The sequence below is a fragment of the Ruegeria sp. AL3 genome (assembly GCF_056536065.1).
On the sequence record NZ_JBQFJG010000002.1, the window covers coordinates 399,158 to 413,278 of the forward strand.

The 14,121-nt window shown below is 57.0% G+C and carries 10 protein-coding genes and 2 pseudogenes; 6 read left to right on the top strand and 6 right to left on the bottom strand.

What is annotated here, in order from left to right; all coding sequences use genetic code 11:
• Positions 1 to 283: 283 nt before the first annotated feature.
• On the bottom strand, positions 284 to 1,243 hold the full coding sequence (locus tag ACR3E6_RS18315) for an IS110 family RNA-guided transposase (protein WP_480488585.1): 960 nt from the start codon (positions 1,241 to 1,243) through the stop codon (positions 284 to 286).
• Positions 1,244 to 1,369: 126 nt separating this feature from the next.
• On the opposite strand from ACR3E6_RS18315, the pseudogene ACR3E6_RS18320 reads away from it, so the two are divergent.
• Positions 1,370 to 2,830 (top strand): annotated as a pseudogene (locus ACR3E6_RS18320) (IS3 family transposase).
• Positions 2,831 to 2,905: 75 nt separating this feature from the next.
• On the opposite strand, the pseudogene ACR3E6_RS18325 reads toward ACR3E6_RS18320, so the two are convergent.
• From ACR3E6_RS18325 to acdA, 4 genes and pseudogenes are all read right to left on the bottom strand, one after another.
• Positions 2,906 to 3,379, bottom strand: a pseudogene (locus tag ACR3E6_RS18325) (CaiB/BaiF CoA transferase family protein); the annotation flags it as partial.
• Positions 3,376 to 4,128 carry an aminotransferase class I/II-fold pyridoxal phosphate-dependent enzyme gene (locus tag ACR3E6_RS18330; RefSeq protein WP_480488587.1) on the bottom strand — a complete coding sequence of 251 codons (753 nt, stop codon included), beginning with the start codon at positions 4,126 to 4,128 and terminating at the stop codon, positions 3,376 to 3,378. The gene ACR3E6_RS18330 and the pseudogene ACR3E6_RS18325, both read right to left, overlap by 4 nt.
• Complete coding sequence (locus ACR3E6_RS18335) at positions 4,115 to 5,737, bottom strand: thiamine pyrophosphate-binding protein (protein ID WP_480488589.1); 1,623 nt, start codon at positions 5,735 to 5,737, stop codon at positions 4,115 to 4,117. The genes ACR3E6_RS18330 and ACR3E6_RS18335 overlap by 14 nt, the downstream gene beginning before the upstream one ends.
• A gap of 8 nt (positions 5,738 to 5,745) precedes the next feature.
• Positions 5,746 to 6,963 (bottom strand): 3-sulfinopropanoyl-CoA desulfinase, encoded by a 1,218-nt coding sequence (gene acdA / locus ACR3E6_RS18340; protein ID WP_209834459.1) that lies wholly within the window; start codon positions 6,961 to 6,963, stop codon positions 5,746 to 5,748.
• Between the two features lie 94 nt (positions 6,964 to 7,057).
• On the opposite strand from acdA, the gene ACR3E6_RS18345 reads away from it, so the two are divergent.
• Positions 7,058 to 7,927 carry a LysR family transcriptional regulator gene (locus ACR3E6_RS18345; protein WP_210093922.1) on the top strand — a complete coding sequence of 290 codons (870 nt, stop codon included), beginning with the start codon at positions 7,058 to 7,060 and terminating at the stop codon, positions 7,925 to 7,927.
• A 348-nt stretch (positions 7,928 to 8,275) separates the two neighbouring features.
• On the opposite strand, the gene ACR3E6_RS18350 is transcribed toward ACR3E6_RS18345, so the two are convergent.
• The gene (locus tag ACR3E6_RS18350; RefSeq protein WP_171636604.1) at positions 8,276 to 8,830 is read right to left on the bottom strand and encodes a cupin domain-containing protein; all 555 of its coding nucleotides are present in this window, start codon (positions 8,828 to 8,830) and stop codon (positions 8,276 to 8,278) included.
• A gap of 182 nt (positions 8,831 to 9,012) precedes the next feature.
• On the opposite strand from ACR3E6_RS18350, the gene aptA reads away from it, so the two are divergent.
• From aptA to dctP, 4 genes are all read left to right on the top strand, one after another.
• A complete protein-coding gene (gene aptA, locus ACR3E6_RS18355) occupies positions 9,013 to 10,308 on the top strand; it encodes an omega-aminotransferase AptA (RefSeq protein WP_480488591.1) in 1,296 nt (431 codons plus the stop codon).
• A 34-nt stretch (positions 10,309 to 10,342) separates the two neighbouring features.
• The gene (locus ACR3E6_RS18360) at positions 10,343 to 11,854 is read left to right on the top strand and encodes a CoA-acylating methylmalonate-semialdehyde dehydrogenase (RefSeq protein WP_480488593.1); all 1,512 of its coding nucleotides are present in this window, start codon (positions 10,343 to 10,345) and stop codon (positions 11,852 to 11,854) included.
• Between the two features lie 25 nt (positions 11,855 to 11,879).
• Complete coding sequence (gene ald / locus ACR3E6_RS18365) at positions 11,880 to 12,989, top strand: alanine dehydrogenase (RefSeq protein WP_171636599.1); 1,110 nt, start codon at positions 11,880 to 11,882, stop codon at positions 12,987 to 12,989.
• A 103-nt stretch (positions 12,990 to 13,092) separates the two neighbouring features.
• Positions 13,093 to 14,082: a TRAP transporter substrate-binding protein DctP gene (gene dctP / locus ACR3E6_RS18370; protein WP_171636643.1), complete on the top strand. Its 990-nt coding sequence runs from the start codon at positions 13,093 to 13,095 to the stop codon at positions 14,080 to 14,082.
• The last annotated feature ends 39 nt before the right edge of the window (positions 14,083 to 14,121 follow it).

The window sequence follows — 14,121 nt, forward strand, 5'->3', positions numbered from 1 at the left end:
CCCCCTGCGCAAGGTGTTTTTCACAACAGCATCAACGGCATTGGATGCTTGAATCTATCCGGCCTTTGATTGAAGCATTTATTGGCTCCTGGCCTCGATGGGATCCGCTGGTTTCAGTGCCTTCTAAGATGACCGGCCTTTCATGGCCACCACTCCTTACAGGCTGTGAATTGGCGGCCCTTGCCGTTACACCATCGTCATATCACCCCGCATTCTTGGAAGCCGAAGCTTTCCGCGCTACCCACTACGCCGCTTTGTAACCTTCTCCACTCCGCAACACCGCCTAGGCAATGCGTGCTGTCTTGTTGGCGATTGCGACCAGTGTTTTGTTGTGACCTGCGCGTGCCAGCAAGCCCTGCGCCCATCTCGCGCGTTGATCGTCACGATTGGAAATCCTGATCAGAACAGATCTGGCACCGTGGATGAGCTGGCGGCGCAGGTATTGATTGCCTCGTTTACCTATGCCACCAAGCCGGCGTTTGCCGCCCGTCGTATATTGTCTGGGAACCAAGCCTATCCATGCCGCGAGTGCCCGGCCAGACGAGAAGTGTCGACCGTCATCAACGGCAGCGATCAAGGCGGTGGCGATCACAGGCCCGACGCCGGGAAGGGTTGCAAGACGTTTGCACCGCTCATCGGTCCGGCAGATCGCGATTAGCTTACGGTCGAGCTCAGTGACGCGTTTGTCCAACGCTTCGAATTCGGCGATAAGTGCGTTGAAGTTTTCCGTTGCCAGCGCTGACAACTTGGCCTCAGCGACGGCGTTTCTGATATCCTTTCGGAACCGACAAGCACCGACTGGAATGACAACGCCATACTCCCCCAGAAGGCCGCGAATGTGATTAATCAATCCGGTCCGTTGTGTGATGAGACGATCACGTGTTCGGTGCAGCATCTGCAAGTCCTGTTGCTCCGTCGTCTTCACTGGGACAAATCGCATAGTCGGGCGCAGTGCGGCCTCATAGATCGCCTCGGCATCAACAGCGTCGTTCTTGGCGCCTTTAACAAACGGCATGACAAAGCGCGGGTGAATGAGGCGTACGGCATACCCTTGCGCCTCAAACTGTCTGCCCCAGTGATGAGCGCTGGCACAAGCCTCCATGGCGACGGTTTCCGGTGAATGCTCCTGAACGGCGGCTTCGAGTTTGGATCTGGTCACCTTCTTCGAGATCACCTCGCCATCATTGGTGATCCCGTGGATGTGAAACGACTGTTTGCCTAAATCAATCGCAAGTAACTGCATTCTGTGAACTCCTTCTGCTTGCTACGTCCGCCGAAAACTATCGGCTTGGGTGCAAGGGGCGTCCATTCCATAAGATGAGATAGGTCAAAGCGTTAAGCGTTTGATCCAGTGGATCAAACGTAGCGCATGACCGGAACCAAGCAGAGCCACGGCGAGAAAGTTGTCAAAGACAACTGCCGCGCGACGCGCAAGCAATATACAGCTGAAGAGAAGATCAGGATCGTGCTGGACGGTCTGAAGGGCGAGAACAGCATTGCGGAGCTGTGCCGTCGAGAGGGCATAGCGCAGAGCCTCTACTACAGCTGGTCCAAGGAGTTCCTGGAAGCCGGCAAGAAACGTCTGGCCGGCGACACGGCACGTGCTGCGACATCGACCGAGGTCAAAGACCTACGGCGGGAATCCCGCGATCTGAAAGAAGTTGTTGCAGAACAGGCCCTGGAGCTTCGCCTGCTCAAAAAAGCATGATCGCGCCCTCTCGGCAGCATGCTTTACATGCGCCTGTCAGGTGACAGATGGGGACGACGACGCATGAGATATCTGTCACCCGGCAGTCGCTGTCTGCAGCGATGAGAGGACCGCATCCGAAAAACTGGAGATCATCCGCCTCGTCGAAGGTTCGCATCTCCCGACCAAGCGCACTTTGGAGAAGCTGGGCATCCCGAAGACCACCTTCTATCGCTGGTATGACCGATATCTGGCTGGCGGCCCTGAGGCGCTTGAGGATCGCAGCCCGAAACCATCCCGCGTCTGGAACCGCATTCCCGAACCGGGGCGCGAGAAGGTCAAGGACCTGGCCCTGAAAGAAACTGATCTGTCGCCACGGGAGCTGGCCGTGCCGTTCACTGACGCGGAAAAGTACTTTGTGTCAGAGGGTAAGGAGGATCAGTGATCCGTCCAGTGGACGGATCACCCGACGAACGGGTATCGCATTCTCAAGTCTTACGACCTGATCACCAGCCCGGCCTATGTGGTTCCATCGGCGGCCGACGAGTTCCGGGACAAAACCACTCGGCCGAACCAACTCTGGCAGACCGACTTCACTTACCTGAAGGTGGTCGGCTGGGGCTGGTTCTATCTATCGACCATCCTCGATGATTACAGCCGCTACATCATCGACTGGAAGCACTGCACGACGATGAAGGCCAGTGATGTCACCGATACGCTGGACCTGGCTTTGCAGGCTTCGGGCTGTGCCCAGGCGACCGTCTTCCACAAGCCACGGCTGCTCAGTGATAACGGATCCAGTTATATCTCTGGTGAACTTGTTGAATGGCTGGAAGATCAGGAAATGGATCATGTCCGAGGGGCGCCATACCATCCGCAAACTCAGGGAAAGATCGAGCGCTGGCACCAGACCTTGAAGAACCGCATCTTGCTGGAAACTACTACCTGCCCGGTGATCTCCGGCAAAAGATCGATGCTTTCGTCGATCACTACAACCACCGGCGCTATCACGAGAGCCTGAAAAACCTCACCCCGGCCGATGTCTACTTCGAGCGCGGCCACACCGTTCTGAAACAACGAGAAAGGATCAAACGGAAGACAATCGAAACCCGGCGATTGCTTCACCGCAAAACCGCCGCATAATCAAACCAAACAGATGCGCCTGATCCTCTCTTAGCTCAGGCCGCCATCTGTCCCAAAAATCCCTGACGACGGACACATGATCCCACCATAGGCTTGCGCCATAAGGTCATAGCCCGGTTTGCTGGCATTCGGTCCCGTCTGGCCGAAGCCGGAAATCGAGCAATAGACAAGACCTGGAGAGATCGTGGACAGGCTCTCATAGTCGAGGCCAAATTTCTTCAGCGCGCCGGGTTTGAAGTTTTCGACCAAAACGTCAGACACGGCTGCGAGTTGCTTGATCGCCTCCTGCCCCTCGGCGCTTGCAAGATCGATGGCGATGGATCGTTTGCTCCTATTGGCGCAATCAAAATAAGCGCTGAGGTCCGCGACATTACTTTCCAACTCATCGAAGAAAGGCGGCCCCCAGCTTCTGGTGTCATCCCCGGCCGTGAGAGGATTTTCGACCTTGATGACATCCGCTCCCATATCCACAAGAAGCTGCGTGCATGTGGGACCGGCCAGAATGCCAATGAGATCGAGGACCTTCAGTCCCGAAAGAAGACCCGTCATGCCGCGACCCTCAGAGACCCGACCGTGGCCTTGATGCGGACGCACGCGGATCGAAGGTCCTCCTCGGATGCAGCCGTCGAGATACGGATATGGGGCAACAACCCAAAGGCAGCGCCCGGAACGGTCGACGGATGGTGTTTGTCCAAAAGCCAAGCGCTGACCGCAGTGTCGTCTTTCAAAACCGCGCCGTCGCGTGTGGTTTGACCGATGAGGCCTCCAACATGCGGGAAGACATAGAAAGCACCTTCCGGTCGCAAACAGAAGATGCCGTCGATCCCGTTCAGCGCATCAACGACGATGTTGCGGCGGTGTTCGAAGCTTTTTGCGCGGTCTGCAAAAAACTCCGCCGGACCATCAAGTGCCGCAACCGACGCCGCTTGTGAGATGGAACAGGCATGTGTGCTGCTCTGACCTTGGACCACATTCATTGCCACGATCAGGGATGCCGGACCCGCGCCGTAGCCGATGCGCCACCCGGTCATTGCAAAGACCTTCGAGACGCCGTTGACCAGCAAAGTTCTTGGTTTCAGGTCAGGAGCAACGTTTAGGATCGAAACGAAACGGTAATCATCGAACATCAGATGCTCGTAAATGTCGTCACTCAGAACCCTGACATGGGGGTGGCGGCGCAACACCTCCGCAATAGCAGAGAGCTGCGCTTTCAAAGCGCGGGCCTTAGCGACGAGCCCCATGATCATCGAGGGCGCGACTGCCGCGAGGCGGTCTGCACGCATATCAGATCCGTCCATCGTATGCCCCCCGATCAATCACCGCAGCAATGACTGTGAAACTGTCCGCGCTCTGAGCTGCCATGAGTGCAGCCTTCAGTTCTTCGGCGTTGCCAACGGTATGCCCGCTGCCTCCGAAGGCTTCGGCTAATCGGGCAAAGTCGTGCTTGTCGAAATCGACGCCCGCGTTCTTGAGCTGACGGCCGCGCTGTTTGATTTCAATCAGCGCGAGGCTGGCGTCCACAAAGACCACGAAAATGGTCTTCAACCCAAGTTCCGCTGCTGTCGACAATTCGCCGGCGACCATCAGCATGCCGGCATCACCGGAAAAAGACACGACGGTTCGCTCGGGCTCGATCAGGGAGGCACCCATTGCGAGCGGAACCGCGCAGCCCATCGTGCAGAGAGCAGACGACTGCAACAGGCCCTTAGGCGCGTAGCAAGACCACTTCTGGGATAGCAGAATCCGGTGCGCGCCGGAATCGACGGTAGCGACAGTGTTCTTTGGCAGCACGTCGCGACAGGTATCGATGACCACACCAGGTCCCCACGCCTCCGTCTCGGCAACGGCCTTGGTCAGGCTGTCACGCACGTCGTCGATCCCGCCCCCCGACCAGCTCGGCGTTGTCGCAATGCAATCTGACAAAGCGTCCAACGTTAGTCCGACATGGCTGACGAGTTGGAGGGTCGATTGGTGCATGTAGTGGGTGTTGGGCTCGGCGGCGATGTCGATGACATTGACAATTTTAGGGTCCCAGACATCGCGCCACCCAACCCGCATTTCGATTGGGTCGTAGCCAGCACAGATGATCAGATCAGCCTCCTTCACAAAGGGCAGTAGGATATCATCGTTCTTTGGCGACAGGCCCGCTCCGCCAAGGCAGAGCGGATGATCTTCCGCGATGATGCCTTTGGCTTTGTAAGTCGTAATGACCGGCACGTTATGCGCTTCGCAAAAACGCAAAACAGCGGCGCTCGCATTGTCCTTGAGCGCATCCAGGCCAGCGATCATCACGGCTCGCTTGGAAGACGCGAGCCATGAGCGGGCCAGCGCGAGATCATCTTCCCCAGGAACAACCGCGCTGACCTTGGCCCGGCGGCGCAACTCAACGGGTCCAGGCTTTGCATCGGCCACGGAGATCGGGACGTCGATGTGAACAGGACCGTCCCGGCCATCCGTTGCAATCGCAACGGCCTTGTCTGCAATCGTATCCGCTCCATCCGCAGTCAGCACGAAGCTCGCCTTGGTGATGGGACGGAATACAGCCTGATGATCTAAAACCTGATGGGTATAGGTCAGGGCTTCGGTTGCATCGACACAGCCCGTCAGGACGATCAAGGGCACGCGGTCTTGCTGTGCATTCGCGACGACATTGACGCCGTTGACAGCCCCCGGCCCGACTGTCGCCACCAGAATGCCGGGCGCGCCCGTCATGTGATGCGCGCCCTCGGCCATAAAGCCGGCACTGTTTTCGTGCTTGCACAGAATGAATTTGATACCGGCCGTATTGAGCGCATCGACTATCGTCAGCACCTCGCCACCCGGCATACCAAATGCATGCCTGCAGCCAGCCTCGTAGAGCCGCCGCGCGACGAGGTCGGCGGCCCGAAGGTCTTTCTCAGTTTTCATAGGGTCTCCTATTCAGCCGCGAAGCGCGCTGCTGTCGTGAGGCGCGTATATCCGTCACGCGTCTGTGGTGTTTTGATCCCAAGAACGGTCCCGGCGATTTGAGTTCTCAGGACTTGCGCTGTTCCACCGCCAATGGTGAACATGCGCACATCCCGATACATCCGCTCCAACGGCTCGCGGTCGCAGTAGCCACGTGCACCGAACATCTGCAGCGCGTCACTGACGACTTTGATTGCCATCTCGGAGGCAAAGAGCTTGGCACGGGCGGCCATTGTCATGTCAGGGTATTGGCTGCCATTCGGGCCGCGCGACCGCGCCGCCTCATGCAACATCAGCCGCGCCGCATGGACCTGCGTGTCCATATCCGCGACCATCCATTGAAGGCCTTGGAACTCCGCAAGCGGACGCCCGAACTGCTCCCGCTCATGGAGGTAACGCTTGGCATGTTCGAGCGCCCCGGCGGCGACACCCATGGCGATGGTACCCGCGCCGACGCGTTGTGAATTGTAAGCATTCATGAGGTCGGCAAAGCCGCGCTTGAGGCCAGATGGCGGTTTGACCAACCACTTTTCTTCGATCTCGACATTCTCAAATCGAAGTTCCGCTTCCGGCATCCCGCAAAGGCCCATCGTATATTCGCGGCCCACCACGGCGAACCCTTTTGGCATCTCGCCCGAGAGCGGATCGGCATGAAGGATGAAACCGCCAATGCCTTGCTCGACACCCGCTTCATCGAGGACGCGGGCAAAGATGAGGTGGAGTTTTGACACGCCGCCGCCGGTGATCCAGTGCTTGGTGCCGTTGAGGATGTATCGATCACCCTGTTTGCGCGCCGTGGTCAGCATCTCAGTTGCAGCACTCCCGGCCTCAGGTTCGGTGATGCAAATCGCGGGTTTGTCGCCGGACAGAACATGGGACGCGCAAAAGGCTTTCTGCTCATCATTGCCGTAGCCCATGACTGCGCTGATGCCGCCCATATTGCCTTCGACAACGACGCGCGCCGTAAGCGTGCAGGCCTTGGCGATCTCTTCGACCACCATGGCCACGTCGAGAAAGCTTGCGCCCTGACCGCCATATTCCTTCGGAATAGACATCCCCATGATCCCGGCATCAGCGAGTTCACCAACGTTCTGCCAGCAGTAGACACGGGATTTGTCCCACTCTGCAGCGCGTTTCTCAAATCCCGGCACCAACTCTTTTGCGACGTCAACAAGCGGATGTGTCATGGCAAGTCCCTCATTCTCTTCTGGTCAGAATACTCTTGCTAAAGTCCAACACAATCGAATAAGATTTGATATCAAATACAGAGTTTCTTAAGTAATGCAGACACGTTCTCTCAGAACCCTGGTCCGCGTGTCCAAGGTCGGCTCCTTTGCTAAAGCAGCTGAGCAGCTGAACATGACTTTGTCCGCTCTTTCCATGCAGATGAAGGCTTTGGAAACGGAACTCGGCGTCGATCTCTTTGATCGCACCGTGCGGCCACCGCGCTTGACACCCATCGGACGAACCATCGTCGAGGCCGCGACGCCGCTGCTGCAACGCGAGGACAAGCTTCTCGATCTGTGCAGGCCCACGGATACTTTGGTTGGACATTTCCGGATCGGCTTTGTGACCTCCGCCGCCGTCCGACTGCTGCCTGACTTTCTGAAGAACGCCAAGCGCGATGCTCCACAGGCGACCTTCGCGTTTGAGACCGGGCTCTCAAAAGTGCTGCAGGATAAGGTTGTGAATGGACAACTCGACGCGGCGCTTGTCACGGATGCCGAAGGCGTTCCTGATGCGCTGTCAGAATTGGTGCTGAAGGAAGAACCTTTTGTTTTTGCGGCCCATGAAACCCTCCTAGTGGACGGCCTCACGGGTTTGCTGAGTGAGCAGCCCTTCTTTCACTTCATGCCCAACACGGGCATCGGGAAACTCATCGCAGGCGAAATGTTGAAGCATGACCGACCAAAGGAGTCCGAGACGATCGTTCTCGATAACCTGGAAGCCATCATGGAATGTGTCTCAGCGGGACTGGGATTTACGCTTCTGCCTGCACCGGACGTTGTCCGATATCGGTCCGCAGAGGTCAAAAGTATCCAACTTCCAAAGGCTTCGGCCAGAAAGCTGGTTCTCGCAACTGTGCGCGACGGCGCGTTGGCCGGACGCGAAGCAGCGCTTGCGGCTCTGTTTTCGGTCGACAATGCCTAAATGGTAGAGGTGTGAGGGCTGGTTCGAATCGTGCCGGAGGGGCACAAGCTTCGGAACAAGTTTCGAATTCAAGTAGTCGGTCCTGGCTATGCGGAGCCCTCGCCGTTAAAAACGGCCCAGAACCGACTTTGCGCACTTCGTTGGATTTCAGCAGCCGCGCACGCATTCCGGCCATTCACGGCAAGCGCGAAATCCGATAAGAATTCGCCGTTCGGGACCGCGTAAGAAAACCGACAATTGGCTCCTGGTTGTGAATGTCGACTTCATCTCGACATTACGAGTTGGCTGTCGAATTTCACCATTCCGCGAAATATTGAAAACGCTCACAAAAGAGCTCTTGTGGTTCAGTCAGAACGACGAAGGTGTGCATGCGCTGATCACCTTGCACGGCGCATCACCGGCATTCCGAAACCTGTGTGGCAAAATGCTTGAGAAGTAATACGCATCACCTGGCCCCAGCACCCTCGACTGCCCATCAACCGTGACTTCAAGACGGCCCTCTATCACAACCGCGCATTCCTCACCTTCGTGAGACAGTTCAGCTCGCCCCGAGTCGGCACCTACTTCGTACTCCTCGATTAGCATCTGTAATTTTCTGTCTCGGCGCTCACCTGCGACAAGCAAATAGGAAACTCCGGTTGAACCAAGGTCGCGCATTCTTTCGTGCGGATAAAAAAACGACTCCTCGTTCTGTAATTCGAAACTGAAGAAAAAACCCAAGTTGACATCGACTGCGGCAAGGATCTTTTTTAGCAGCGCCACGGAAGGTTGAGTTGATCCACTCTCGATCTGAGAAATCGTTCCGCTACCCACTCCTGCGCGTTTCGCCATTTCGCGTTGACTGAGGCCTTTGGTCGTTCGAATCAACTTTAGACGACGGGCTGTTTCGAGATCTGATGACATAACCGTTACTCCAGTGCTTTCCCGCTTTGGATCGAAAGCATTCTAAGGGCGCAACGATTTTTTTCAATAACTTACAGATTAAAACAAAGCCGGGTATGCGGAAGGCGCGAACTCTGCAAAGATCTGTCATCAAATGAAAATCTGCTTCACGAGGAATGTACGTGCTCGATCAACCCAACACAATGTCATCGTTTTGGATGCCGTTTTCGGCCAATCGTGATTTCCTTCGCGAGCCCCGGATGATCCAATCGGCTGAAGGAATGTATTACACCAGTTCCGATGGTCGGAAGGTCATGGATGGCACCGCCGGACTGTGGTGCGTCAACGCGGGCCACCGGGATCCGCTGATCGTAGAAGCCGTGCAGAAGCAGGTGCACGAGTTGGACTATGCGCCGAATTTCCAGTTCTCCCACCCTCAGGCGTTTGAGTTGTCGGCAAAGCTGACCGCGATGATGCCTGAGGGAATGAATCACGCCTTCTTCACCAACTCTGGCTCCGAGTCCGTCGATACGGCGCTCAAGATCGCACTGCATTACCATCGGATGCGAGGCGATGGAGCGCGCACCCGCCTGATCGGGCGCGAGCGCGGGTATCATGGCACAGGGTTTGGTGGCATTTCGGTTGGCGGCATCGTCAAGAACCGCATGCATTTCGGCACGCTCCTGACCGGTGTTGATCATCTACGTCACACGCATGATCTGGAGAAAAACGCATTCTCTCGCGGTTGCCCGCAACACGGGGCAGAGTTGGCGGACGATCTGGAGCGTTTGGTTGCTTTGCATGACGCCTCGACCATTGCGGCTGTGATCGTCGAACCAATGGCCGGTTCAACCGGTGTGCTTCTGCCGCCGAAAGGATACTTGAAGCGACTGCGTGAGATCTGCGACCGACATGGCATTCTGCTGATCTTCGACGAGGTAATCACTGCATTTGGTCGTCTGGGTGCGGCGACGGCATCAGATTATTTTGATGTAAAGCCAGACATCATCACGACCGCCAAAGGCCTGACCAACGGCGTAATTCCGATGGGTGCGGTCATTGTGTCCGATAAGATCTACGACTCGGCGATGGAAAACGCCGATGCGCCGATCGAACTGTTCCATGGCTATACCTATTCCGCAAATCCGGTGTCCTGTGCCGCCGCGCTGGCAGCTTTGAAGAGCTATGAACAGAACGACCTGTTCCGCCGCGCCGCGTTGCTATCGCAGCCTTGGGAGGATCAGCTTCACAGCCTTAAAGGGCTGCCGAATGTGATCGATATTCGCAACCTGGGACTGGTTGGCGCAATTGAACTCGCCCCACGAGAAGGCGCGCCGGGTGCACGGGGCTATGATGCAATGAAGCGGGCCTGGGATGCCGGAATAATGATCCGTGTCACCGGTGACATCATCGCCTTGTCGCCACCACTGATCATCTCGGAACCCGAAATAACGACACTCTGTCAAACACTCGGAGAAGTATTGGCTGACCTGCCATAGTCCCTGACTTCTAACCCCAAAAAGGACTGACATCATGAAAGATGCATCCCCGATCGCTTTGATCGGCCACTACATTAATGGCCAAATCACTGCTCCATCCGGTGAAAATACTCAGCCGGTTTTCAATCCCGCAACCGGAGCGCAAACCGGCGAGGTGTCGCTGGCGAACGTCCAGACAGTCGACGACGCAGTGGCCGCCGCCAAAGCAGCGTTCCCGAAGTGGTCGAACACTCCGCCGATCCGCCGTGCACGTCTTATGAACAACTTTCTGGCTCTGGTGCGTGAGCACAAGGACGAATTGGCGCGCGCCATCACCGTCGAGCACGGCAAGGTTTTCACCGACGCCCAAGGCGAGGTTGAGCGCGGTATTGATATCATCGAGTTTGCCTGCGGCATCCCGCAACTCCTCAAGGGCGATTACACGGAGCAGGTCTCCACTGGCATGGACAACTGGACCACGCGTCAGGCGTTGGGGGTTGTCGCCGGGATCACTCCCTTCAACTTCCCGGTCATGGTGCCGATGTGGATGTTCCCGATCGCCATCGCCGCAGGCAATACCTTTATCCTGAAGCCGTCTCCGACCGATCCGTCGGCCTCTCTGCTGTACGCGAATCTGATGCAGAAGGCCGGTTTCCCTGATGGTGTGTTCAACGTCGTACAAGGTGACAAGGTCGCCGTGGACGCGTTGTTGGAGAACGACGACGTCAAGGCCGTGTCCTTCGTCGGTTCGACCCCGATTGCGAACTATATCTACGAAGTTGGTGCTCGGCACGGCAAACGGGTTCAGGCTCTGGGTGGCGCAAAGAACCACATGCTGGTGATGCCCGATGCCGACATGAACAAGGCTGCCGACGCCCTGATTGGTGCGGCCTTCGGGTCGGCGGGCGAACGCTGCATGGCGATTTCTGTTGCCCTGTTGGTTGGCGATGCCGCCGACAAGCTGATGCCGGTCCTGAAAGAGCGCGCCGAAACTCTGAAGATCAAGAATGGCCTTGAACTGGACGCCGAGATGGGCCCGATTGTCACCGCCGCTGCGCGTGATCAGATCAAAGGCTACATCGACTCTGGTGTTGCAGAGGGTGCTGACCTGCTAGTCGATGGTCGCGACTATACCGTCGAAGGGCACGAAGAAGGGTTCTTCCTGGGCGGCACCCTGTTCGACAACGTCACGCCCGACATGAAGATCTACAAGGAAGAGATCTTTGGCCCCGTCCTGTCCTGCGTCCGCGTCTCGAACTTTGCCGAAGGCCTTCAACTGATCAACGACCACGAGTTCGGCAACGGCGTGTCACTGTTCACCCGTGACGGCAACGTTGCGCGTGAGTTCGGCAAACAGGTTCAGGTCGGCATGGTCGGCGTCAACGTCCCGATCCCGGTTCCGATGGCATGGCACGGCTTTGGCGGCTGGAAGAAGAGCCTTTTCGGCGACATGCACGCCTATGGCGAAGAGGGCGTTCGTTTCTACACCAAGCAGAAATCCATCATGCAGCGCTGGTCCGAGAGCATCTCGGAAGGTGCCGAATTCGTCATGCCAACGGCAAAATGATCATCCGATCCAAGGAGTGAAGAAAATGTTCATTGGTGTTCCCAAGGAAATCAAGAACCATGAATATCGGGTTGGCCTGACCCCCGAAAGCGTCGCGGAACTGGTTTCTCATGGTCACAACGTCATCGTGGAAACCAATGCCGGCATCGGCATCGGCGCGGATGATGATGCGTACCGGGCCGCGGGCGCAGAGATCGCCGAAACCGCAGCCGATATCTTTGCCAATGCAGAGATGATCGTGAAGGTGAAGGAACCTCAGGCTGTGGAACGCGCCATGCTGCGCGAAGGTCAAATCCTATACACCTATTTGCATCTGGCCCCCGACCCGGAACAGACCAAAGATCTGGTCAACTCGGGCGCTGTCTGCATCGCTTACGAGACAGTCACCGACGATAATGGCGGTCTGCCCCTGCTGAAACCGATGAGCCAGGTTGCCGGTCGCATGTCGATCCAGGCCGGTGCCAGCGCTTTGGAGAAAGCAAAGGGCGGTCTGGGCGTATTGCTGGGCGGGGTGCCCGGCGTGAAGCCCGGCAAAGTTGTGGTCATCGGCGGCGGTGTTGTTGGGTTCAATGCGGCTCAGATGGCTGTTGGCTTGCACGCGGACGTGACCATTCTAGACCGCAATCCGGCAGTTCTTGAGAAGTTGGAGAACCATTTCGAGGCGTCCGCCAAGGTTGTCTATTCGACCAAGGCTGCGCTAGAGGAAGAAGTCACCAATGCCGATCTGGTTGTGGGCGCGGTTCTGATCCCGGGTGCCGCTGCACCCAAGCTGGTCACGCGCGAGCTGATCTCGAAAATGAAACCCGGTGCGGTCGTCGTGGACGTGGCGATCGATCAGGGCGGCTGCTTTGAAACGTCCAAAGCCACCACTCACGCAGAGCCCACGTATGTTGTCGACGATGTTGTTCACTACTGCGTCGCCAACATGCCGGGCGCAGTCGCCCGAACGTCGACCTATGCACTGAATAACGTCACGCTGCCGCATGCTCTGGCCATTGCCAACAATGGGTGGAAGCAAGCACTCGCAGACAATCGTCACCTTATGAACGGCCTGAACGTGGCCCACGGGAAGGTGACATACAAAGCTGTGGCCGATGATCTTGGATATGAGTTCATCGCCCCGGAACTTTGCTGAATTGAAGCAAAGAAACGTCCCGCCGCGCGCAATGCGGCGGGAGACCCACCACTGAGGAGGAAACCTAATGATTACGAAGATTAACCGCCGCGCCCTTGGCGCGATGGGTGCCGCGGCTTTGCTTGCTGCGACCACAATCTCAACAGAAGCCGCAGCAGAAGACATGACTCTGCGCTTTGCCGGTGTGTTCCCGATTGACCATCAGGGCACGAAAATGATGGAGCAGGTCGCAGCGGATGTCGCGGCAGCAGACGTCGGCTTGAAGATCGAAGTATTCCCGGCAAACCAACTGGGTTCGGGTGAGGCGCTGTTCGAAGATGTTGCGCGCGGTAATATCGACCTGGCATCGGCGTTCATCTATGCCGATACCGATCCGCGTTTGGAATTCCTGTCAATGCCGTTCCTGCTGGGCGGCTGGGATGACATGGAAAGCACGCTTTTGAACATGGATTCCGAGTTCAACACCATCCTGCAAGAGATCACCGACGAATACGGTGTTCGCGTGATGGCACAGAATCCGGAGGGGTTCATCGGTATCGTTGCTTCGCAAGAGCCCGACAACTGGAATACCTTTGACGACAAAGGCATGAACATTCGTGTCTGGTCGTCCAGCGTCGTAAAGTCGATGGTCGAAGAACTGGGTTACCAGGCGACCACCATGGCATGGGGCGACATTTTCCCCGCACTTCAGGCCGGCATTGTCGATGGGGCCATCTGCTGCACCAAGACTGCGACCTACTCGATCTTCGCAAAGTCGGATGTTGGCACTCACTTTGTCGAATACAACTCGATCTCAGAGCTGACAACTTTCTATGCGTCGCAGCGGACGCTCGACAAGTTGAACGACGAACAGCGTGCCGCGCTGCAGGCCGCGATGACCAAGGCGTCCGAAGACTTCTTTGCCTACAACCGTGAGAATGACGAGGTGTTCGGCCAGAAACTACTCGACAAAGGCTACACCATCCTGCGCCTGAGCGACGAAGAACAAGCTGCGATGGCCGCTCATGTCCAGGAAACGGTCTGGCCCGCGATGGCACAAAACGTCGGTCAGGACATCATCGACCGCCTGCTGGCAGCAAAGGAACAGCAATAAACACTGAGAAGAAGGGCCAGCAGATCAGCTGGCCCTTCT